This window comes from Candidatus Defluviilinea gracilis (assembly GCF_057138825.1).
The window spans coordinates 63,545-84,998 of record NZ_DBNHEF010000065.1 but is presented as its reverse complement, the minus strand read 5'-3'; the positions used below and the strand labels follow the sequence as shown (position 1 = coordinate 84,998).

16 protein-coding genes are annotated in these 21,454 nt (G+C 55.1%); 7 read left to right on the top strand and 9 right to left on the bottom strand.

Going from position 1 to position 21,454, the window contains the following annotated elements:
- The first annotated feature begins 139 nt into the window (after window positions 1-139).
- Window positions 140-490: a 50S ribosomal protein L19 gene (gene rplS / locus AC16KF_RS10105; protein ID WP_484037188.1), complete on the top strand. Its 351-nt coding sequence runs from the start codon at window positions 140-142 to the stop codon at window positions 488-490.
- A 55-nt stretch (window positions 491-545) separates the two neighbouring features.
- On the top strand, window positions 546-1,256 hold the full coding sequence (locus AC16KF_RS10100) for a gamma-glutamyl-gamma-aminobutyrate hydrolase family protein (RefSeq protein ID WP_484037187.1): 711 nt from the start codon (window positions 546-548) through the stop codon (window positions 1,254-1,256).
- A gap of 18 nt (window positions 1,257-1,274) precedes the next feature.
- On the opposite strand, the gene AC16KF_RS10095 is transcribed toward AC16KF_RS10100, so the two are convergent.
- From AC16KF_RS10095 to AC16KF_RS10080, 4 genes are all read right to left on the bottom strand, one after another.
- On the bottom strand, window positions 1,275-2,159 hold the full coding sequence (locus AC16KF_RS10095) for an alpha/beta fold hydrolase (RefSeq protein WP_484037186.1): 885 nt from the start codon (window positions 2,157-2,159) through the stop codon (window positions 1,275-1,277).
- Window positions 2,160-2,197: 38 nt separating this feature from the next.
- A complete protein-coding gene (locus tag AC16KF_RS10090) occupies window positions 2,198-2,932 on the bottom strand; it encodes a response regulator transcription factor (protein ID WP_484037185.1) in 735 nt (244 codons plus the stop codon).
- Between the two features lie 181 nt (window positions 2,933-3,113).
- Window positions 3,114-4,697, bottom strand: a complete 1,584-nt coding sequence (locus AC16KF_RS10085; RefSeq protein ID WP_484037184.1) for a GAF domain-containing sensor histidine kinase — start codon at window positions 4,695-4,697, stop codon at window positions 3,114-3,116.
- A 31-nt stretch (window positions 4,698-4,728) separates the two neighbouring features.
- Complete coding sequence (locus tag AC16KF_RS10080; RefSeq protein ID WP_484037183.1) at window positions 4,729-7,362, bottom strand: GAF domain-containing protein; 2,634 nt, start codon at window positions 7,360-7,362, stop codon at window positions 4,729-4,731.
- A 494-nt stretch (window positions 7,363-7,856) separates the two neighbouring features.
- On the opposite strand from AC16KF_RS10080, the gene trmFO reads away from it, so the two are divergent.
- Genes trmFO through AC16KF_RS10055 form a run of 5 tightly spaced genes read left to right on the top strand, consistent with a single transcriptional unit; the run spans window position 7,857 to window position 12,951 of the window.
- The gene (gene trmFO, locus AC16KF_RS10075) at window positions 7,857-9,203 is read left to right on the top strand and encodes a methylenetetrahydrofolate--tRNA-(uracil(54)-C(5))-methyltransferase (FADH(2)-oxidizing) TrmFO (protein WP_484037182.1); all 1,347 of its coding nucleotides are present in this window, start codon (window positions 7,857-7,859) and stop codon (window positions 9,201-9,203) included.
- Window positions 9,200-10,108 carry a M28 family peptidase gene (locus tag AC16KF_RS10070; RefSeq protein WP_484037181.1) on the top strand — a complete coding sequence of 303 codons (909 nt, stop codon included), beginning with the start codon at window positions 9,200-9,202 and terminating at the stop codon, window positions 10,106-10,108. Before trmFO ends, AC16KF_RS10070 begins: the two co-directional genes overlap by 4 nt.
- A gap of 29 nt (window positions 10,109-10,137) precedes the next feature.
- Window positions 10,138-11,427 (top strand): sensor histidine kinase, encoded by a 1,290-nt coding sequence (locus tag AC16KF_RS10065; RefSeq protein WP_484037180.1) that lies wholly within the window; start codon window positions 10,138-10,140, stop codon window positions 11,425-11,427.
- Window positions 11,387-12,745 (top strand): GTPase HflX, encoded by a 1,359-nt coding sequence (gene hflX, locus AC16KF_RS10060; protein ID WP_484037179.1) that lies wholly within the window; start codon window positions 11,387-11,389, stop codon window positions 12,743-12,745. Before AC16KF_RS10065 ends, hflX begins: the two co-directional genes overlap by 41 nt.
- Window positions 12,742-12,951: a hypothetical protein gene (locus tag AC16KF_RS10055; RefSeq protein ID WP_484037178.1), complete on the top strand. Its 210-nt coding sequence runs from the start codon at window positions 12,742-12,744 to the stop codon at window positions 12,949-12,951. Before hflX ends, AC16KF_RS10055 begins: the two co-directional genes overlap by 4 nt.
- A gap of 10 nt (window positions 12,952-12,961) precedes the next feature.
- Here the strand turns inward: AC16KF_RS10055 and murI are convergent, their stop codons facing one another.
- From murI to AC16KF_RS10030, 5 genes are all read right to left on the bottom strand, one after another.
- A complete protein-coding gene (murI, locus tag AC16KF_RS10050; protein ID WP_484037177.1) occupies window positions 12,962-13,786 on the bottom strand; it encodes a glutamate racemase in 825 nt (274 codons plus the stop codon).
- Between the two features lie 329 nt (window positions 13,787-14,115).
- A complete protein-coding gene (locus AC16KF_RS10045; protein WP_484037176.1) occupies window positions 14,116-15,057 on the bottom strand; it encodes a DMT family transporter in 942 nt (313 codons plus the stop codon).
- A 57-nt stretch (window positions 15,058-15,114) separates the two neighbouring features.
- The gene (locus tag AC16KF_RS10040) at window positions 15,115-16,776 is read right to left on the bottom strand and encodes a pyridoxal-phosphate dependent enzyme (RefSeq protein WP_484037175.1); all 1,662 of its coding nucleotides are present in this window, start codon (window positions 16,774-16,776) and stop codon (window positions 15,115-15,117) included.
- A gap of 141 nt (window positions 16,777-16,917) precedes the next feature.
- The gene (locus AC16KF_RS10035; RefSeq protein WP_484037174.1) at window positions 16,918-20,691 is read right to left on the bottom strand and encodes a GAF domain-containing protein; all 3,774 of its coding nucleotides are present in this window, start codon (window positions 20,689-20,691) and stop codon (window positions 16,918-16,920) included.
- Window positions 20,657-21,442 carry a ParA family protein gene (locus AC16KF_RS10030; protein ID WP_484037173.1) on the bottom strand — a complete coding sequence of 262 codons (786 nt, stop codon included), beginning with the start codon at window positions 21,440-21,442 and terminating at the stop codon, window positions 20,657-20,659. The genes AC16KF_RS10035 and AC16KF_RS10030 overlap by 35 nt, the downstream gene beginning before the upstream one ends.
- Window positions 21,443-21,454: the final 12 nt, after the last annotated feature.

The window sequence follows — 21,454 nt, the reverse complement described above, 5'->3', positions numbered from 1 at the left end:
CGCAAAGATTTAAAGGTTTTCTTAGCGTTCTTTGCGTCCTTAGCGGTTCAAAAAGGTTCAATAAAACTGGCTTGTCCATCCCGAAAAGCCATGCTATAATCCGCCGTCGCTCAAAAAACCATTGTAAGGAATAAAGAGAATGTCGCAGATACTCAAGGCTCTCGAAGCCAAAAAAAATGAAAAAGTGCCCGCCATGCAACCCGGCGACACAGTAAACGTTCACGTGAAGATCAAGGAAGGTGAGCGCGAACGCATTCAGGAATTCAAAGGGACGGTCATCCGCTTCCGCAAGGGCGGCACGGAAGAATCCATCACCGTGCGCCGTGTGGCATCGAACGGTGTTGGCGTCGAACGCACATTCCTGCTCCGCTCGCCCCGCGTAGATAAAGTGGTGGTCGAACGCCATAATAAAGTCCGCCGCGCTCAGTTGTACTTCATGCGAGGGCGCACCGGCAAATCTGCCCGCCTCAAGCAGAAGTTCGATAACTAGCGAAAGCAGACCTCGCAGGTTTTCAAAACCTGCGAGGTCTTTTACAATAGGGGGCATGAAACCGCTCATCGGAATTACCACCCATCTCTCAAATAACGAATACGGGCAAACGCGCATCGTGCTACAACAAGCGTATGCGGATGCCATCCACCAGGCGGGAGGCGTCCCAGTTTTGATTCCATCGCTTATTGCAGACGATGGCTGGGACGCGCTTTACGCCAAACTGGATGGGATTCTCCTCTCCGGTGGAGGCGACATCGCCCTCGACCATTTCGCGGGAGAAGCGCATCCGCGCATCTCCGATGTGGAGCCTGAACGCGACACCATCGAGTTGACTCTCGCCCGAACCGCCGCAGAGGACGGCAAACCGTTCCTCGGCATCTGCCGCGGGTGCCAGGTGGTGAATGTGGCGCTCGGCGGGACGTTGTACACGCACCTGCCAGATCAATTCCCCAACGCGCTCGATCATTCGTATCCCGGCAATATGCGGCATGAGTTGGTCCATCAAGTGAAGATCGAAGAGGGGACTCGCTTTGCCGATGTGCTTGGCAACCCCATCGTGCGCGTCAACAGCCATCACCATCAAGGACTCAAAGATATCGCTCCCGCGCTCCGCGTGGCAGGGTATGCGCCCGATGGACTCGTTGAAGCGGTGGAATTACCCGACCATCCCTTTGGTCTCGCCGTGCAATGGCATCCCGAATGGTTGACAGACCAAGAGCCGACGAGGGATTTGTTTAGGAAGTTCGTCGAAGCGGCGCGATGAATTTTCCGCAGGAGGTAATCAATATCCCTGCCTAAAAAAGTCTTCAAGTATCTTGTTTACGAATTCGGGCTGCTCGTACATTGGCATATGACCAGCATTCTCAATAAGCCAAAATTGATTGGGGGCAAGCCACTTCGCAATCACTTGAGCCCAGCGGGTCGCTAGAGTGCGGTTCTGCGCTCCCCAGCCCAGCAATACAGGCGAAAAGGGGATAGGTTTTTGCTGAGGCTGGCTGAAGATGTTAAAGCTATCCAATCCCATCATCAGCCAGTACAGTGACGCCCTTAACGAAGCGTCAAGGCGTTGTTGTTCGGCGAATTGGCGCAGTAAAGGATGGAGATTCGGTTCGTTGTCCGCGTAAATCAAACGTGAGTGCAGGCGTTGTAAGCCGGGGTGACTCATGAAATTCACGATGGAGCGGTGAATTGCTTTTCCTAAAACAGCGCCGGGGCGTAACGTCGCCCAGAATTGCAGGTATGGGTTGAGCATTGGCGCGCCGCCACAGACATTGAACAGCGCAAGCGCGGTCGCTTTTTCAGGCTTTTGTAAGGCGAACTTAAGCGCAATTGACGAACCAATGCAATTTCCCACCAGGATAGGCTTGGGGCAATCTAAGATATCAAGCAGTTCCGACAGACCTTCCACATATGCATCCAGGGTAAGCGGTTCAGAAGGCCGGTGTGATCGTCCAAACCCGGGCAAGTCGGGAGCGATCACACGGAAGCTGGGAGAAAAATATTCAAGTTGATGCGCCCAATTCCAAAGGTTTCCACCGCCGTTGTGCATGAAAACGATTGGCATACCCGACCCGCGATCAAATACATTCCAAATCTTGCCATGTACGACAAGTGGAACTTGATATTTTTCCAGCGGTTCATTTGATGGAGGTGATGGAACAGCCACGCCGTTCGTATGCATCCGGCTAGATCGTTATATCCCTCTTACTTATCGCCCTCGTACAAATATCCCGTCCCTCGAACGCTCACGATGCGGTCGGAAAGTGATGGGAACGGCTCGATCTTGTGGCGCAGGCGGCTGACGAGCGGGCGAAGAATTTCAGGCGCCTCGCGTTGGGAAGTGTCGTATCCTTGCACGAGCAGGACCAACTCGCGGTGCGAATAGACGCGCCCCGGGTTTTCGATCAACACTCGTAACAAGCGCCCTTCGGCGGGGGTCAGGTGAATCACATGATCCTTTTTGCGGATTAGGCGGCGCGATAGATCGATATACGTCCCGTCTTTTAAATTGAACTCGGCATTGCCCTCGTCCACATCGGTGGAGGCGTTTCCGCCTCGCGCCTTCAAACGCGCGTCGCGGCGGGCGAGCCCTTTCTTCACGCTGGCGATCACTTGCGTGGGGGAGGCGGGCTTCAGTAGATAATCGTGGATGCGCAAACGCAAAGCCTGGATCGCCGACTCGGTCGTGGCGAATGCCGTGAGAAGCACGATCTCTGTCTCAGGGGAAATCTGATTCACCACCTGCACAACTTCCAGCCCGTCCATGCCGGGCATGCGCAGATCGACGATCATCAACTCGACCGGGTGTGTGCGGACAAATTCGATTGCCGCCTGCCCATTCGGCACAGAGTTGACAGCCAGCCCTTCGAGGCGCAGAATATCGGTCATGGATTGCCGGGCAACCGGCTCGTCGTCGACCACTAAGATGTTCGATTTCATGGTTTGCTCCCTTGAAGTGAGGAATTCTTATGCTTCCTTAAATGCGATTGGTATTGGTCGCTGATGTTACGCAGTTGAAGCCAGCCTGATCTTCGTAACGCGCCATTTAGGTTGCTGTTGCTCAAGAACAACCTGAATGGCGAGATAACTCTTGCATGGCTGCTTTACCGCGCAACGTCGGTTAGTTATTTCCCGATGGCAGGAACAGCCGAAAGCAGGCGCCAGGCTCCTTGCGATCAACGAGATCGAGCGTGCCGCCGTGAGCGGTGACGATATTGTAACTCACAGTGAGCCCCAGTCCGGTGCCTCCGTCCTTGGTGCTGAAGAACGGCTCGAAGATGTTATTGCGTTGGGTCTCCGGGATGCCGGGACCGTTATCGGCAAATAACAACTCGACGCCGCGGTTCTTGGGGCGCGCGCTGATTTTCAACTCGCCTCCCATTGGCATGGCGTCTAAAGCGTTGAGGACGAGGTTGAAAAATATCTGTTGGATCTGACCGCTCACCACGTAGATCATCGGCAGTGATTCGGGCAAGTCTGTGATCACCTGGATGTTGCGCTGGCTGAATTGTTGCGAGGTGAGGTTGATCACGTGTTTTAATTCTTCGAGTATGTCCACTTCCTCAACGCGCGACGCTCCGGGGCGATAAAAGTCCAACATGCGTTGCATCGTTTTCATGAGGCGGTCGAGTTCGGCGCGAGCAAGGTCGAAATACTCCTTCCGCTTTTCAGCCGCTAGATCTTCGCGCCCGGCGAGGTGCAAACAATTTTGCACCGACTGCAGTGGGTTGTTGACTTCGTGCGCGATGGACGCGGTGAGCCTTCCCGCCGCCGCCATTTTTTCGGCGCGCAGGAGCGCCTGTTGTGATTCTTCCACACGGCGAACATATTCGCGCAGGTCTGCATACAAGCGGGCGTTTTCCATGGCGACGATCGCCTGCCGCGCCAGGACGAAGAACAATTCGAGATCGGCGCCGCGAAATGGACTCACCGACGCGTCGCGCCCGGCGACCAGCACGGTGTGAATGTTCGAGCGGGCGATTGGGATGAGGATGGCGGAACCAAGCCCAATGTCGGAAAGAAGCGTTTGCGTTTCCTGTTCCCCGGGTCCTGTGGCGTGGACGATGAAGGGGTTACCGTCATCGTTTACTTGGACAATCAGATTTGTGGCGGTGGCATTGTCCTCCACAGGAATGGGGTCGCCGATCTGCGCGACGGTGGCAACTTGCCCTTCTTTTACCTGAAAGATCGCGGCGCGCGCGCAATGCAAGTGTTCCCGAATTGCGGCGAGGATCAGGTCGAGCAATTTATTCAAGTCGGTTTCGGCAAACAGGGATTCGGTAACGTTGAATAGCGGACGCAGCGCCTGGACGCGGGCTGTATCGCGCTTTCGTTGGTTATCGATGAGCGCCTGACGAACCGACTCTAGCAGTTCGCCGCTGTTTTCAAATGGCTTGAGAAGTAGTCCATCCACGCCCTGCCGCAAGGCGCGAATGGCGGTCTCGACTGTCCCAAACCCCGTCATAACAAGGACGGCGATCTCAGGTTGCGCGATCTTCGCGCGAGAGATTACGTCGAATCCATCCACCTCCGGCATGCGGATGTCCACGAGGAGCAGGTCGTAGCGATTTTGTTGGAGGTATTCGATGGCGATCGATGGATCGGTCAGCGCGGTGACTTTGTAACTCGAACGATCGAGGATGCGTTTGCAAAGCGATGCGATGCCGGGTTCATCGTCGACGACAAGGATCGAAATAGGCTTCATGTTGGAGTATCCGTTTTCATCTCAAGCGGTTTCAATTTCCCACCGGTAGCCAGACCGTGAATTTCGCTCCCTTGCCGGGTTCGCTTTCCACATCGATATATCCGCCATGGTCGGTGACGATCCCATAGGTGACGGACAATCCCAACCCTGTGCCGCCTCGGTCGCCGCGGGTGGTGAAGAATGGCTCGAAGATGCGGGTCAGTTCATCGGGCGAAATGCCCACGCCGGTATCGGTCACAAATAAGGTGACGCCTTTGTGATGATGTCGCTTGGATATCTTTGTTTCGATCTCCAGTTTGCCGCCGTCGGGCATGGCTTGCAGAGCGTTGTGGACGAGGTTGAGCGCCACTTGCTTGATCTGGTTGGCGTCTACCATGATCCACGGCAGACTGGGGTCAAGTTGAAGCGAAAGTCGAACCCCGCTGGTGTGGAGGAGATGCCGACTCAACGCAACCACATCCTCGACGATCTCGTTGAGCGATGTCTTGGCGCGCGCGCTTTCGCTTTGGCGCGAAAAATCCAACAGGCGGCGCACCACATCGCGCGCGCGATGCGCTTCTCGCACTACGAGATCGAGGTCTTTGCGCGCCTGGCTGTCTGAAGGCGTCTCCTCAAGAGCAAGTTCGGCAAAGCCGGTCACTGAGGTGAGCGGGTTATTAAGTTCGTGCGCGATGCCTGCCGCCATTTCGCCGACCGCCGCAAGTTTAGCGGCTTGCACGAGGCGGCTTTCCGTTTTGCGTTGCGCCTCCATGCGTTCGCGCAGTTCGCCCTGCGTCGAGCGCAGTTCGCCGATCGTCGCTTGGAAGCGCTGGTATTGATCTGCGCTGGTGATGACGCTGGCAAGGATGCCCGCGAGCGATTCAAGCGCCATAAAATCATTATGCGTGAACGCGTTGCTCGAACTGCTTTCCACATCGATGATGCCCAATACTCTTTCGCCGTCTCGGATTGCCACGCACATTTCAGATCCCGCTTCCCAGCCATGGAGCGAGCGGTACCGGCTGTCCTGCGCCACATCGTTGGAGACTAAACTCTCTCCGGTTTCGAAGACGTGCCCGGTGATGCCTCCGCTAATGGGGTATTCGAAGGATTTCATCGCGCGTCGCACCACATTTTGGCTGGTTCCGCCAAACCCGCCGATGGTCAACGCTCCCTGCGCGTCGGCGATGAAGACCGCCGCAAGTTCGTAGGCGAAGTATCGGGCGAGCAATTCCGCCGAGATCTCCGCCACTTGCCGGGCGTCTGTCAAGCCGATCACCTGTTGCACCACCTCGTGGATCAACCCAAGATTTCGGGCGCGTCCCTCCGCTTCTTCGCGCAGCCGCGAGTAGTCAACGAGGCTGGCGAGATGACTGGCAATGACCGCCATGAGGCTCTCGTCGTAAAAATCGAACGCTTCGTTTTTCGCCGCTTCCACGCACAACATGCCGATCGTTTGCCCGCGAAACCGCAGAGGAAAGTACAAGCCGGACGCCGCTCCTTTGTGCACCGGCGTCACCTCTTTGAGTTGAGGATCGCCCAGCCTTGCCTTTTGTTGTTGACCCAGCAGTGTGGCGTACTTTTCCTCTTGCGCATTGCGGATGGATGAGTTCATGTTGCCGTCTTGCGATCGATATTCATGGATCAACCGATTATCGGAGGAAAGCAGGAAGAGCGCGATCAGTTCCGTTCCGAATCCTCTGGCAAGCAGGGCAAACATGCGGCGCGCGATCTGGTCGAGGTTGCGCCCCGATGATACGGTGAGGGCGAAATCGTTCAGCATGGCGAGACGGCGCAAGTGGCTCGCCATTTCCGCAAAAGTAATGATGGTCTCGATCACAGGCGCAGACTGGGTGACGAGATCGATCAGCCGGTTCCACTCGTCGTGTTTGAAGATGCTTGTCCGCCAGACTGCGAGACTGCCGATCACCCGTTGGCCGATCACGATGGGAATACATGCCCAAAGCTTTGTATTACTCTTTAGCCCCTTGTGTGGGATTTCAGCCCAGAGCGCGTCGTCGCGATTAACCACCATTGGGGTGAGGTTGCGATTCATGCGGCGAAGGAGCGGATTGGCGTCGATTAAAAGATCTGTGTCGGCGAGGTGGGGCGCGTTCCATTGCGCGCGGATTTCGAGCGAGTCGCCGCGACGGACAGCGAGCCAGGCTCCCTGAACAGCAACGAGGCGTATAAACGAGGTGAGCGCCCGGTCCAGGGCGCGAGGCATATCAAACGGGTTTTCAGAATCCAAGTCGGGAACCAGAAGCGACGCGGCTACGGATGCGGTGGCAGAGGTGTCGGCAGTTGATTTGTTTCCGTTCATGCCAAACGCGATCAGCCGCCATAGTCGTTGTGAGGCGCTAGAGAGTTGGTTTGCGCCCACAAGAATCACGCGGGTTGCCTCAACCAGCGGGAAGGCGTTTAACCGTCCTGTTTCGAGCCCGCTGGATTCGGGAAGCGAGACTGAACGGCTTTGCCTGCCGCTCACCGCGCCGCATAGCCACGAGTCCACCTCTGCTTTGGAGAGAAATTCGAGCAACGACGCTTGATTCTTTTTCGGAAGATGGTGGCTTTCAAGGATGTGCCACGACCCCGCCTCGCGCTCGACCAACGCGCTCCAGGCTGTTTCCTCGGCGAGTTGGCCGGCTTCTTTGAGTTGAAATTCGATATTGCTTTGGGAAGGCATCTTGAATGAATTATACAGCAGGATAGCGGATGGAATCTCATCGGGTCTCTGGGAATGACTGCGCTGGCGAACTGTTTGGAGGCTGATAAACGCAGGTGATCGCGGGAATTTCAAAAAGCAAGCGAAAAAAGTTTTGGTTCTACCGCTTTTAACGGGAAACCATTTTTCAAACACAAAGGACACGACGGTCACAAAGGAAAAACACAAGGAATCTAGTACTCTGTCAAGCGTATTTTGATGGGTGAAGGATGCCATTTCGTGAGCAAATTTCAAAACTCGACCCGTCAATTCATGGTTGACACGCTACTAGGCTCTTTTCCCCCCCTTTTGTGTACTTTGTGTCCTTCGTGGTGAGGCTCTTTCCCGTTGATTACGGGACCCCCAAAGTTTTTTGTCGGTGTTTTCAGCGTCAATCTGCGTCGAACGATCAGGCAGGTATCGAGCAACTCCCTTAGAGGCAATCTCAACGCGCGTGGGATGGTAGAATCGTTGTCATGACAGATCTAATTGTAGTAGGCGGCGGGCTGGCAGGGAGCGAAGCCGCCTGGCGCGCCGCGCAACGCGGCTTGAACGTAAGGCTGTATGAGATGCGTCCAACTTTGCAAACAGGCGCCCATCAAACACAAGATTTGGCGGAACTGGTGTGTTCGAACTCGCTGGGTTCCAACTTGCCCGACCGCGCTTCAGGATTGCTGAAAAACGAAACACGCCTATTGGGGTCGATGTTGCTGGAGTGTGCGGAGCAAGCGTCACTGCCGGCGGGCGGCGCCCTGGCGGTAGACCGCGAACTGTTCGCGCAGCTGGTCACCGAACGGATGGAGGCTCATCCCAACATCCAGATCGAGCGCGAGGAAATGCGCGAGATCCCGCCCACGCCTACGATCCTCGCCAGCGGACCGTTGACCTCGCCGTCGTTGTCCGCCTCCATCGCAAAACTGAGCGGCGAGGAGCATCTTTTCTTCTTTGATGCAATTGCGCCGGTGATCCACGCCGACTCGATCAACATGCAGGTCGCTTTTCGCGCCTCGCGCTACGACGCCGGCAATCCGGACGAGGGCGATTACATCAACTGCCCATTCACCAAAGACGAATATTACGCGTTTGTCGAAGCGCTCCTTCATGCCGAACGGATCGAACTCCGCGCATTTGAAGACGCCATCAAAACCGGCGTCAAAGCGGGTCACTTCTTCGAGGGTTGCCTTCCGGTCGAGATCATCGCCGAACGCGGACTTGATTCGCTTGCATTTGGCCCGATGCGCCCGGTGGGGTTGCGCGACCCTCGCACAGGGAAGCGCCCGTATGCGGTTGTGCAATTGCGGCAGGACAACCTTGCGGGAAGTTTGTACAACCTCGTAGGCTTTCAAACCAACCTGAAATTCCCGGAGCAGAAGCGCGTTCTTCGCATGATCCCCGGGCTTGAACGCGCCGAATTCATGCGGTACGGGCAGATGCACCGCAACACATTCATCGCTTCGCCAAAATTACTACGCCCCACGTTGCAACACATCCACCGCGACGATCTTTTCTTTGCCGGGCAGATCACAGGCGTGGAAGGCTACATGGGCAATATCGCCACCGGCCTGCTGGCGGGCGAAAACGCGGCTCGCCAATTGTGCGGCGAACGTCTTCTTCAACTTCCACAAACGACCATGCTCGGCGCGCTCTGTCATTACATCACTCATGCTGATCTCAAAGATTTCCAGCCGATGAAGGCAAATTTCGGCATTCTCGCCCCAATGGATTTCCCTCCAAAAACCGGCAAGCGCGAGCGCGGCGGATTGTACGCCGAACGCGCCCTGGCAGAGTTGCAATCACTGGCACACGGAGAAGCGCAAGCGTGAATCAACGCTCGGTGCGCGTTTACTTGATAGCCATAGGATTGCTCCTCGCCGCGACGCTTGCCTGGTACGCCTACTCGTATCTTACCCAGCCTGAGCCTGCTCCAACCGACTTCGATAGCCTGCGCGCTTACGAGGATGTCAAAACGCAAGTTGCATTTGGTCCGCGCGCGCCCGGGTCGGAGGGACATGCCAAAATCCGCGCATGGATTCGCGCGGAGTTGGAATCCGCCGGGTGGGAAGTGGAAGTTCAAGTTTCGGAACGCTTGGGGAACCCAATCTACAATCTGGTGGCGACGCGCGGCGACTCGAACCCGCCGATCATTTTGGGAGCGCATTACGACACGCGCCTCTATGCCGATAGCGACCCGGATGTTGCCAATCATACAATCCCGGCGCTCGGCGCAAACGACGGAGCCTCAGGCGTGGCTGTGTTGCTGGAACTTGCGCGCTCGCTCCCCAATGATGTGACGAATGTTGCGTTGGTGTTCTTTGACGCGGAAGATAACGGGCGCATCGAAGGCTGGGATTGGATTCTCGGCTCGCGTGAATTTGTCGAGAAGATCGCGTATCAGCCTGAGGCAGTGGTGATCGTGGATATGATCGGCGACACCGACTTAAACCTATTCAAGGAACGGAATTCAGACCCCGCGCTGACGGATGAGATTTGGGCAATCGCAGATGGCTTGGGGTACGGCGGTCAATTCATACCCGAATACAAACATTCGATGCTGGACGATCACACCCCCTTCCTTGAGGCTGGCATCCCTGCGGTGGATATCATCGACTTCGATTATCCTTACTGGCACACAGTGGAAGATACGCCAGATAAAGTGTCGGCAGAAAGTCTTGCGGCGGTCGGTCAAACCTTGTGGGTTTGGGTGGTGGGTCAAAACCCGCAAAACTGATACAATGCCAGCGATAAGGTGAATTGAGGATGCCGAAGAAAAAATCGCCCGGTATGCCCGTTCAGAAAATATTGAGAAAAATCCGCCCGGAGTGGATCAAGCACGTAGGGCGCGACCTTGCGCGCGGCATGGATGTGCGCGCCGGGTTCGAACAACAACTGGACCGTTTTTTCGACCTGCTCGAACAATCGGTGACGACAGGCGACCCAGCCTGGATGGATTCGATCCTGCTCGATTGGGCAAAATCTTCCACCGAAACGAATCTCGAAGAAGGACTGTATCACGTATCGTTCATCATCAACCGAATGATCGCGCTGACCATTCAGGTGGCGAACGAAACCCTGACCAAACAACAATCGATCGATCTGCTCGCTGCGATCATCCCCGTGTATACCTATGGCTTGGGCGTGGTGGCGCGTTACGAAATGGAAACGCGCGTGGCGCACATTTCCGATGAAATGCAACGAGTGCAAAAGCAACTCGAACGCATCGACCGCAGTAAATCCGCGTTTATCTCGGTGGCGGCGCATGAATTGAAAACTCCGCTGACGCTGATCGAAGGCTACGCTTCGATGATGGACGACCTGGCGCGTGACGCCAGAGACAGCGGCATGGGGAAGTTGCTTGCCGGCGTAAATATCGGCATCGGGCGTCTACGCGCCATTATCGACGATATGATCGATGTTTCGATGATCGACAACAACCTCCTGCGGCTCAATTTCCAACCAGCCCAGGTTGGGCAGATCGTAGATGTATTGCGGAAGGAGGCTGAGCCGGTCATGCAGTCGCGCCGACTTCAGATCGACGCAACCGAATTCGAAGGAAGCCGCCAGTGGATTTATGTCGATACCCAACGCATCACACAGGCGCTCCGCAACGTGATCAACAACGCGGTGAAATACACGCCGGATAACGGTAAAATAACCATAAGCGGACGCATGTTGCCCGGGTTCATTGAAATCGTTGTCGAGGATACAGGCATCGGCATTTCACAGGAGCACCAATCCATTATCTTCGAGAAGTTTGGGCAGGTCGGAAGCGTCGGGTTGCACTCCAGCGGCAAAACCAAGTTCAAAGGCGGAGGACCCGGCTTGGGGCTTTCCATCACCCGCGGAATCCTGGAAGCGCACGGCGGAGCCATCTGGGTCGAATCGCCTGGGTATGATGAAAAGGCGTATCCGGGTTCCACATTCCATATCCTGATCCCTGCGCGCACAGAATCTGCCGACCCCGAAATGAGCCGCCTGTTCGATACACTTGAAAAGAAGTTTAAACCGAATGTCGAAACGAATACCTCAACCCACAACACCGCCTCGTGAAAAAGCCTTTCTCGTGGGGGTCGATATTTACCAGCAAAAACATCACTTGCCCCTCGAAGATTCGTTGAGCGAATTAGAGTTATTGGCTGATACCGCCGGGCTCGATGTGGCTGGCTCATTGACTCAAAAACTCGATAAGCCGCACGTCAAAACATATATCGGACCAGGCAAAGTGGATGAATTGAAAATGCTTGTCGAGGAGACGGGCTCGCAGGTCATCCTCTTCGACGACGAACTATCCCCGCGCCACCAACGCGAATTGCAAGAGGCAATCGGAAGAAATGTCCGCGTATTGGATCGCACGGCATTGATCCTCGATATTTTTGCCCTGCACGCCCACACCAAAGAAGGCATGTTACAGGTGAAACTGGCGCAATACGAATATTACCTGCCGCGCCTCACCGGGCAGTGGACGCACCTCGAACGACAGGCAGGCGGAGGCGGCGGGCGCGCCGGTTCCACCGGGGGCGTCGGCTTGCGCGGACCCGGTGAAACGCAACTCGAAGTAGATAAACGCGCCATCCGCCGCGAGATCGCGCACCTCAAAAAAGAGCTCGAAAAAGTCAGCGCGCACCGTCAACGTTACCGCGCCCAACGAAAACGATCGCGCATCCCCACGGTAGCCCTCGTGGGTTACACCAACGCCGGCAAATCCACCTTGTTGAACAAGATCGCCAAAGCGGATGTGTACGTGGCGGACCAATTATTCGCCACCCTCGACCCCACCACCCGCCGCGTGGAATTACCCGGCGGCTATCAGTCATTGATGACAGACACGGTCGGTTTCATTCAAAAGCTCCCCACAGCGCTGGTCGAGGCGTTCCATGCAACCCTGGAAGAAATTTCGGAAGCCGATTTGTTGTTGCACGTGGTGGATATTTCGCACCAGAATGCGCTCAATCAATTTAACTCTGTTCAACAAACTCTCGAGGAACTCGGAGCGCGGCATATCCCCGTGATCACCGCCTTGAACAAAGTGGATAAACTTCGCAATCCGGAGTCGGCGCGCGAGGTGACGAGTCGCTTCCCCAAAGCCGTGGCAATTTCAGGTCTGACCGGAAGCGGCGTGAAGGATCTGTTGAGCCTCATCCAGGAAGAACTGTACGAAACATACGCGCCCATCCGCGTGCGCTTGCCGTATCAACAGGGCGGCTTGATCTCGCTATTCCACGAAGCGGGTCAGGTGGAACTGGTTGAACATGGTCGCGGCGGCGTGTTGATGCAGGGGCGTATTCCCGGGCGGCTGGTGGCGCAATTCAGCGGCTGGGAAGCAGGCGAAAATCATCATGAAAACGAAATGGAAGAAGAGGATGTATGAACTGGCTTTCGAAACTGGTCGATAGCGCTTCGAATTATTTTGCCCATCGCAAAGGTCTATTGCCGATGGTTGGAATCCTGCTCGTGATCGTCAACTTCATCCTCCCGTTTATCTTCGGGTTGAACCTGATCACCGGCAGTAACTTGTTTTTGCATCTTGGCGTGATCGTCGCAATTTTTGGTTTTTTGCTTGCGTGGGCGTTGTGAAGCCGCGCGCCTATCGGATGCGTTCTTCATCGACCCATTCGGCGTGATGGACAACCGCCTCCGCGCCCAACAATACAGGCAACAAGGACTGTAGCGTTTTGACATTGCCAGACGTGAACAACTCGACGCTTCCGCCTGCGGAGGCTGGATTCACAAGCCCGCCCGCCTCGAGCAGACGTTTCGTCTGTTTCGCCACAGCGGGCGCCGGGTCGATCACCCGGACCTTTTCCCCCACAATTTGCTCGATCAGCGGAATGACAAAGGGGTAATGCGTGCAACCCAGCACCACCGTGTCGATGTTTTTCTCAAGCATCGGAAGCAGGGCGTCCTCCAGGATCTGTCGCGTTTCTTTTCCGTCGAGATTCCCCTGCTCGATCTGTTGAACCAGCCCCGGGCACGTGTGCTGAAACAAATCCACGCCATTGCCGAACCTCTCCACCACCGATGTATACAACGCGCCCTGAAACGTTGCCGGTGTGGCAAGCACCCCAACTCTGCCGGTCTGCGTGCGCTCTGCGGCAGGTTTGACCGCGGGTTCCATGCCTACGAATTGAATCTCGGGAAATTTTACGCGCAAGTCCTTCAGCGCCGCGGCAGACGCGGTATTGCATGCTACAACAATGATTTTTGCCTGTTGTTGGATCAGAAAATTTGTAATCGCTTCTGAAAATCGTCCGATTTGTTCCATCGGGCGCGGACCGTAGGGGATATGAATCTGGTCGCCAAAATATACGACTGGCTCGCCGGGCATAAATCCGCGAATGGCTCGCAGGATCGACAGCCCTCCAATGCCGGAATCAAATATCCCGATCGGTAAGTTGGGTTTGAAATTCATATGTCAAAGTCTGATTACCTTGCACAATGGTTTTGGGGACGCAGACCGCGCAGCGCGCTGATTTTCGCTGATGTACTGGTGTTACGCGCCGTCCCGAGTAAGGTGATCAATGTCAAAGTATAAACGGTAACCTTGCGCCATCCGGTCGTCGGAACAGGGCAAACGCATTAGAAATTCACGATGCTTAAAACTTGGCGTTTTGTTCGCGATTCCGCTAATCTCAGTCAAACTGCGTGAATTTTTCCGAGAATGATTAGCGCGAATTCGCGAGGAATAGCGGGCAAAAAAACCCACAGGCCGATTACCCTAATCGTCGGACACAACTGAGGTCAGTGTTTGTAGTAATCCGATGGAAAATCGGGAGGCTGTAACCACCCTAACAGCCCGTGTGGATGGGGCGGACGCGGACTCGGCTTCTCGAACCACACCAACAGGAGGCTGACGCCCAACCCGCATACGCCCAGCCATTGCGTGTTGGTGAGGCTTTCGCCCAACAACAAGTGGCTGAACGAAACTGCTACGATCAATTCGGCTAACCCAAGCAAAGCTGTTTGCATTCCGCCAATGTGCTTCACTCCCAGAAAAAGGAACAGGCGGGACGCAAAGGTCACCCCGGTCAATAGCAGTACGGGAATCCAAGGCGCGGTATCTTGCGGCAGGGTGTGGTCGAAAATGACGTAGGCGGGAACTACCACAGCGCTCATTGCGATGAGCGTATACACGGTCACTGTCGGCGCGGGAACATCGTAGAGCACCCGTTGGTTGATGGGGAGATGGAGGGCATACATCGCCGCCGCGACCAGCATGAATATAACGCCGATAATGTCGATACGACCGGCAATTCCCTGGGTGAGGAAATAGGTGGAGATGCCGGCTACTCCAATGCGCATGAATGTCAGTTTGGACGGGGCTTGACGATCCAACTGAAGCCAGAACGCCACAAAAAAGGGATATAACGAATATAGCATTTGGGCAACGCTGGCTGGCAGTCTGCTCAACCCAATGTAATAAAAAATCGAACCAATCCCATTGATTACCCCGGCGAGCGTTGTGATATACAACGCGGCAGGATAGATGTAAAGAAATTTTCGCCTGATGATGGCAAGGATGATAATTAATAACAACGCCGCCAAACTGGTGCGCAACGCCACCACGCCGAGCGGCGAAAATTTATCTGCCCCCATGGCGGCTTTGCCGAACACCGGCGCGAGCCCCAAAAAAAATGCGGAAAACAGCGCCGAGTTAATGCCTGTAATTCGTCCTTTGTGCATGAGGTTCTCGCCCGTGCTGAATGCCTTCCATCCCGCACCGCAGAGTGGAAAGGCGTTCTAGCCGATCAATGCCCGAACTTCCTGCAGGAATTCGTCGTTCAAGAAATCGCCCTTTTGCATGAGGGATTGAATTTGCCCTTGCAGTCTGCTTTTTTCGTTAACGGTCAACTCCTTGGCTGTGGCAACAATAACAGGGATATTCGCGGTTTTTGGATTGCCGCGTAACACATCCAATACCGCGAATCCGTCCATTTCTGGCATCATCAAGTCCAGAATAACAATGTCCGGATGTTCTTTGTTGATTAGATTGATGGCATCGCGCCCATCCACTGCCTCAAAGATTTCAAAATCGCCTTGCGATTGTAAGATGCGGCGTATTAAACGGCGCGCCTCGCCGCTATCGTCTACCACTGCCACACGCGGGAAGCGGCTGGGCGTCACATTATTCAAAGCGGCGAGCAAGCCTTCCTGCGGAGTTTCCGCCTGCGCGAATTGCTCAGACAGGTTGACGTCGCGCGTCCAGTTATCGCCAAATAGAAATTGCTCCGCCGGGAGCGTATGCCCGGTGCAATTGACAACGACAGAATCGGATGGCTTAATCACGCCAGACCGCACAAGTTTGAACAACCCGGCAAATGCCACTCCTGCGGCGGGTTCGGCAGAAATGCCTTCGAGCTTTGCAAGCACATGCATGGCGCGGAACGCATCTTCGTCAGAAACGCTTTCGAAGATGCCGCGGGTTTCGATAACGCGCTCGCGCAACATGGTGTAGGTTCTGCCGGGGTCTCCCGTGGCAAGGGTTTCAATGCGCGTACTGGGCGAGAGCACCGGCTCAGCCTTTGCGAGTCCTTTTCGCCAGCCATCTACCATGGGCGCGCAACCATCGGCTTGGATGGGTACGATGGCTGGAATCCGATCGATCAGCCCAAGTTTTTTGAGTTCGAGAAAACCTTTATAGACTCCCAGCGGACCCATGCCGCCGCTCACTGCCTGAATGTACCAATCGGGCGTTTTCCATTTTGCGTCTTTTGATCCGCCGTTCAGTTGCGTGAATTGTTCAGCGATCTCGAACGCGATGGTTTTCATGGCTTCGACGGCAGTGATCGTGCGGGCGCCCATATCCTGATATAGCCCGCGTTGCAGGGCAAATTCTGCCGCAATTTTTTTCGCCTGGTCATAGGAGCCGGTGATTTTTACCACCTGGCTTCCATATAAGGCGATCTCTCGCATCTTGACTCCGGGAACGAGGCTGGTGACAAACGCCCATAGCTTGATCCCAGCCCGCGCGGCATACGCGGAGTATGCGATAGCCACATTGCCCGTGGATGCGGCGACCATTTCTGTGATGCCGGCTTCCTTCAGTGTGGCGATGGTGACCGCCGCTTGCCTATCCTTGAAAGAGGAGGTTGGTCCTTGCCGTTCATCTTTGATATACAGGTTGGGTAGACCAAGCATATTGCCCAGGTTTGCGGCTTGGATGAGAGGCGTGCCGCCCTCGCCGAGGCGCAGGGTTGGATTGGGATGATGGATGGGTAGAAGTTCGCGGTAGCGCCACAAGTCGAAGGCGCGATTCGCCAATTCGGAAGGGAAGGTTTTATTGACCTCGTTCAGGTTGTATTCCGCTTCGCGCCACTGGCTGTTGCAGTTTGGGCATTGCATGGAGTTAGGTGTAAAGGGCGCGGCGTGACCGCAATCCAGGCACCGGATGACAAATGACATGGAAATTGATTATCCTATTGACGGTTGATGTAGGTGTGACTCAGGGATATTCTTCCGCGCCAGAGGCGTTTTGCGGAAGGCTTGAACGCCATCGAGCATTTTCCCTTAATAGTGGCAGGCTATTGTACTCGGAAATCTCGCTTATGAAACCGCTCGACTCAACGCCTGTTCGATGGTGGTGATCAATTCGCCTTCTTTGAAGGAAGCCTTGGTGAGCAGGCGCTTTCCGAAATCCTTTAATTGGTTGAGTTGTTCGTTGGTCAAGCCGCCCCCGCTAACCACGAGCACGGGGATATTACGGAGCGATGGATTTTCTGTCAGCTTCTCTAGAATTGTGAACCCGTCGATTTCCGGCATAAAGATATCGAGGATGATGGCTTCTGGGGCTTTTGTCACGATCGCTTCCCAACCTTTCCGCCCGCCTTCAGCCAGGGTCACCTTGTAATGACCCTGCTCGGTAAGGATTTTTTCCATCAGGCGCAAGTCGTTCGGGTCATCGTCGATCACGAGGATTTCCTTGATCGTGCCATCCTTGTCCAAACGGGTGAGCGCGTGAACAAGGTCTTCCTCAAGGATCGGCTTGATCAGGTAATCGGCGGCGCCGAGGCTGAATCCCTTGTTTGCCTGTTCGAGGATCGAGCAGACGATGATGGGAAAATCGCGGGTGGCAGGATCAGACTTCAAGTCGGTCAGAATCGCCCAGCCGTCCATTTCGGGCATCATGATATCGAGCGTCACGGCAAATGGTTTGATGTCGAGTATGCGTTGTTTGGCGAGCGCGGGGTCGGTCAATGCGACCACGTGATAACCCTGCGGAGTTAGATAGCGTTCGTATAAGCCGATCACCTGCGGGTCATCATCGATGGCAAGGATGATTTTCCGGTCGAACGGTATTGTGTTGAGCGGCTGGTGGAATAACGGAACGGTGAACCAAAATGCCGAGCCTGCGTTCGCGTCGCTTTGAACGCCGATGCGCCCGCCGTGCAGTTGCACAAGATTGGCGCAAATCGACAGCCCCAGCCCGGAGCCGCCTGTTTTCCGCGTTGCCGATCCGTCTACTTGTGAAAACGCTTTGAAGAGTTTCTCCTGATCCTCGATTGAAATACCGGGGCCGGTGTCGATGACTTTGATGAGCGCTTCCATATTTCCAGCCGGGCTTCGTTGAGTAACGGCTTCCACAGTGATCGAGCCTTCGTCGGTAAATTTGGAGGCATTCGACAGCAAGTTGATGAGCACCTGGCGGATGCGCATCGCGTCGCCGCGCACGGTGGGCATGCCAGACGCAACTTTCTGCACAAGTTGAATCGGTTTTTCTTTGACGAGACCCTTTGCCGTGGAAAGCACGCTTGTGACCATGTCTGCCAGGTTCACTTCTTCGAAGTTCAATTCCATCTTGCCTGCTTCGATGCGGGCAAGGTCGAGCACGTCGTTGATCAGACCTAGCAGGTGTTGTCCCGAGTTGTAGATGGCAGAGAGGTCTTGTTGTTGCATATCTGTGATGGGACCGTCGATCCCTTTTAGGATCACGCGCGAGAATCCGATGATGGAGTTTAGCGGCGTGCGCAACTCGTGGCTCATATTGGCGAGGAATTGACTCTTCAATTTGTCCACTTCGCGCAGGTCTTTAATGAGTTGCTGAGAGAGTTCGTAAGAGCGGGCATTATCGATCGCCACGGCAACTTGATCGCCTAACGATTGAAGCACGGAGATATCGTCTTCGGTAAACGCGTGGGTCTGCTTCGATTGAATATCGATGACGCCAACTGTGCGCTGACCGATCCGAAGTGGGATCGCCAGTTCGGAGCGGGTCTCCGGCAAGTGAGGGCTGGCTTGAAAGAGCGACTCTGCCGCCACATCTTCCACCAATTTGTATTTGCCGGTCTCTGCCACGGCGCCGATAATGGATTGGGGTCCAATCACAATAGAATGATGAGCCGCCAATAATTTCTCGCCCGCGCTCCCTGTGGCGCCTTTCAGGGTGGCGTTGAACCCGGTTTCTTCCACGCTGTAAATGCCGGTGAAATAAAAATCGAAACCTTCGCTAATACGTTCCACAGACTTCCTAAAGATCGTGTCCAGGTCAAGCGTGGATGTGACAATTCTTCCGATCTCGGAAGACATTGCAAGATAGGTGGTCCTGCGTTGCAGGGCTTCCTCGGATTTTTTGCGCTCGGTAATATCGCGCGCCACCCAGAACACTTCATTCTCGTTCAGTTTGGAAATGTTCGCGAGGAACCAATAGTTTTGACCCTCGGCGGGCAATTGATATTCGATCTGAACGACGCTATTTGTGTCCAGCGCCTGGTGGATCGCCTGCCTGAAGGGTTTGTGAGTTTCCTCGGGAAGGATTTCGTCCATGCGCTGGCCCAGTAACTGTTCGGGGGGGCGAAACAGGCGCGAAGGGTTGGTAGGCGCGATACGAGTATAGCGGGTATCCCTGTCGATCACGAGCACCACATCCTGCATGGCTGAGAAAAGAACGCGCAACTCTTCCGCGTTTCTTTGTGTGTTTCCGAAAAGTGTCGAGTTTTGTACGGTGGTCTGGACTTGGGTAAGGATGGCTTCGATCAGGTTGTAATCGTGATCGGAAATACGGTGTTGAGGATCGGAGAAATCGATGCCTAATGTGCCGATCAAGTCTTTTCCGACGATTACGGGCCAGACGAACAGGCTTTGCGTGCCGCGCTCAGCCATCACATCGCGGATGTGAGCCGTAAGAGGGTTGTTCAACGTATCGTTGATGAACAATGGTTTTCGGGTTGAAATCACCTGTTCCGCGGTTGGGTTTCCCTGAATGGGTAATCGTATCCCGATCCCGCCTTTGCCATCCTCTGCTGGCGCGTCTGCCATGACGACAAGTTGGTTCGCCTCCTTGTCGATCAGCGCAATGCCTACATGCAGGGCGGAAGTGATATCCGCGATCTCGTTTGCGATGGTTTGAAGGTTTTTGTTCAAATCCAGCGATTCTGATAGCTCGGTAACCAGCCGGTTGAGGCGGGCGGTATCTTCCACGCGACGGCGGGTCTCCTCGAAGAGTTTTGCGTTTTGAATAGCGATCGCTGTCTGGCTGGCAAACGACGTTAATAAGCGGAGGTCGTGTTCGTTGTATTTGTTGGGGGTGTGATAATCCTGAATGGCGATGGCGCCTAACACATGGTCGCCGGTGAGGAGCGGCACGCCCAGATACGACATGGCTGGCTCTCCCATCAGCGTCTCCCCATGTTCTTGTAACCAGGCGTCGGTTCCGTTGCCGACTAAAATGCTTTCCTTTGTGCGAATCATGTGTCCCGTGAAGCCGCGACTTAATGGTATGCGCGTGATCGAACGATCCACCACCGATTCGCTCACGTTGTGAGGAAAGACGATCTCGTTAGTTTCTTGCTCGTAAAAAGCAATGTAGAAGTTCCTTGTGTCGAACAGGCGCGAAATGCCGCCGTAGGTGACTTCTGTGATCTGTTCGATGCTCAACGCGCCGGTGAGAGCCTTCCCTACTTCGTTGAGAACCGTTAATTCCTCGGCGCGCGTCTGTGTTTCCTGAAATAGTTGCGCGTTTTGCAATGCCAACGAAAGCTGGTCCGCCACCTGGCGGACGAGGAGCTCCTCTTCCGGATCCCAGGCCGGTTTTTCGGCTTCGTTATATACCTGCAGGGTCGCCCATGTGCTGTGACCCGTGTCGAACGCGAGGGAAATATCTTGCTCGCTGGTTTGCGCGCGGATTGGCGCGGCTGTTGACCGTACAGGCGCGGCTAAGGCCGGGGTGGGCGACTCAGGCGTAAGGGAGGGAGGCGGCGGCGAGTCCTTCTTTGAGGCAGAGGACCTGCGCGATACTTCCTGCGAATTAGAAGTCGTCTTCTCCGGTTCCAGCCCGGTGAATAGCTTCTTAAGCCGTTTGTCGACTGGCTTCTTCTTTGACATACTCGATTAACTCCTGTGCAAGGATCCGATATTGTTGCGAGCCTCGACTGGTGGGGCGGTATTGGGTGATGGGCATCCCTGCTATGGGGCTTTCCCTGAGTTTGGTGTCGATCTCGATCACGCTGGTGAAGACGCCCTGCCCGAAGGTGGTTTGCAGTTGCTCGAAGATGTTGCGATGCGTGCGGTTGCGGCGGTCTAGCAGGGTGACGAGGATGCGGTATGCAAGATTTGGGTTGGTCTCCTGCCTGATGCGGCGGATGGAACCCATCATGTTGCGGAGGGCGTACGCGGAAAAATATTCAGCCTGGGTGGGTATGATAAGCAGGTTGGAGGCGGAAAGGGCGTTGAGGGTGATCGCCCCTAGGGCGGGTGGGCAATCGAGCAGGATGTAATCGTATGAAGGTTCAACGAGTTGAACGGCAGAGCGCAGGGTGGTGAGGTAATTGCTCCTCATGGGCAGGTATTGCTCCGCGCTTTCGATGCGCGAATTGGATGACACCAGGTCTAGATGAGGGATGTCTGTTTTTCTGATGGCGACGCTCAACGGCGCATTTTCGATCAACACGTTTGCCGATGTGGTCTCCGCTTCGCCAGTCTCCAGCCCAAGCGCCAGGCTTAGGTTTGCCTGCGGGTCCAAGTCGATCAATAGAACCCGGTGATTTAATTCAGCGAGCGCCGCGCCGAGAGAGAGCGTGGTTGTGGTTTTGGCGACGCCGCCTTTTTCATTTGAAATTGCCATGATATGTGCCATGTGATTACCTCG

What these genes read in the sequence shown, in the direction of transcription:
- rplS (WP_484037188.1), top strand. Translation starts at nt 140, where the DNA reads ATGTCGCAGATACTCAAGGCTCTCGAAGCCAAAAAAAATGAAAAAGTG.
- AC16KF_RS10100 (WP_484037187.1), top strand. Translation starts at nt 546, where the DNA reads ATGAAACCGCTCATCGGAATTACCACCCATCTCTCAAATAACGAATAC.
- AC16KF_RS10090 (WP_484037185.1), bottom strand. Translation starts at nt 2,932, where the DNA reads ATGAAATCGAACATCTTAGTGGTCGACGACGAGCCGGTTGCCCGGCAA.
- AC16KF_RS10085 (WP_484037184.1), bottom strand. Translation starts at nt 4,697, where the DNA reads ATGAAGCCTATTTCGATCCTTGTCGTCGACGATGAACCCGGCATCGCA.
- AC16KF_RS10080 (WP_484037183.1), bottom strand. Translation starts at nt 7,362, where the DNA reads ATGCCTTCCCAAAGCAATATCGAATTTCAACTCAAAGAAGCCGGCCAA.
- trmFO (WP_484037182.1), top strand. Translation starts at nt 7,857, where the DNA reads ATGACAGATCTAATTGTAGTAGGCGGCGGGCTGGCAGGGAGCGAAGCC.
- AC16KF_RS10065 (WP_484037180.1), top strand. Translation starts at nt 10,138, where the DNA reads ATGCCGAAGAAAAAATCGCCCGGTATGCCCGTTCAGAAAATATTGAGA.
- hflX (WP_484037179.1), top strand. Translation starts at nt 11,387, where the DNA reads ATGTCGAAACGAATACCTCAACCCACAACACCGCCTCGTGAAAAAGCC.
- AC16KF_RS10055 (WP_484037178.1), top strand. Translation starts at nt 12,742, where the DNA reads ATGAACTGGCTTTCGAAACTGGTCGATAGCGCTTCGAATTATTTTGCC.
- murI (WP_484037177.1), bottom strand. Translation starts at nt 13,786, where the DNA reads ATGAATTTCAAACCCAACTTACCGATCGGGATATTTGATTCCGGCATT.
- AC16KF_RS10045 (WP_484037176.1), bottom strand. Translation starts at nt 15,057, where the DNA reads ATGCACAAAGGACGAATTACAGGCATTAACTCGGCGCTGTTTTCCGCA.
- AC16KF_RS10040 (WP_484037175.1), bottom strand. Translation starts at nt 16,776, where the DNA reads ATGTCATTTGTCATCCGGTGCCTGGATTGCGGTCACGCCGCGCCCTTT.
- AC16KF_RS10035 (WP_484037174.1), bottom strand. Translation starts at nt 20,691, where the DNA reads ATGTCAAAGAAGAAGCCAGTCGACAAACGGCTTAAGAAGCTATTCACC.
- AC16KF_RS10030 (WP_484037173.1), bottom strand. Translation starts at nt 21,442, where the DNA reads ATGGCACATATCATGGCAATTTCAAATGAAAAAGGCGGCGTCGCCAAA.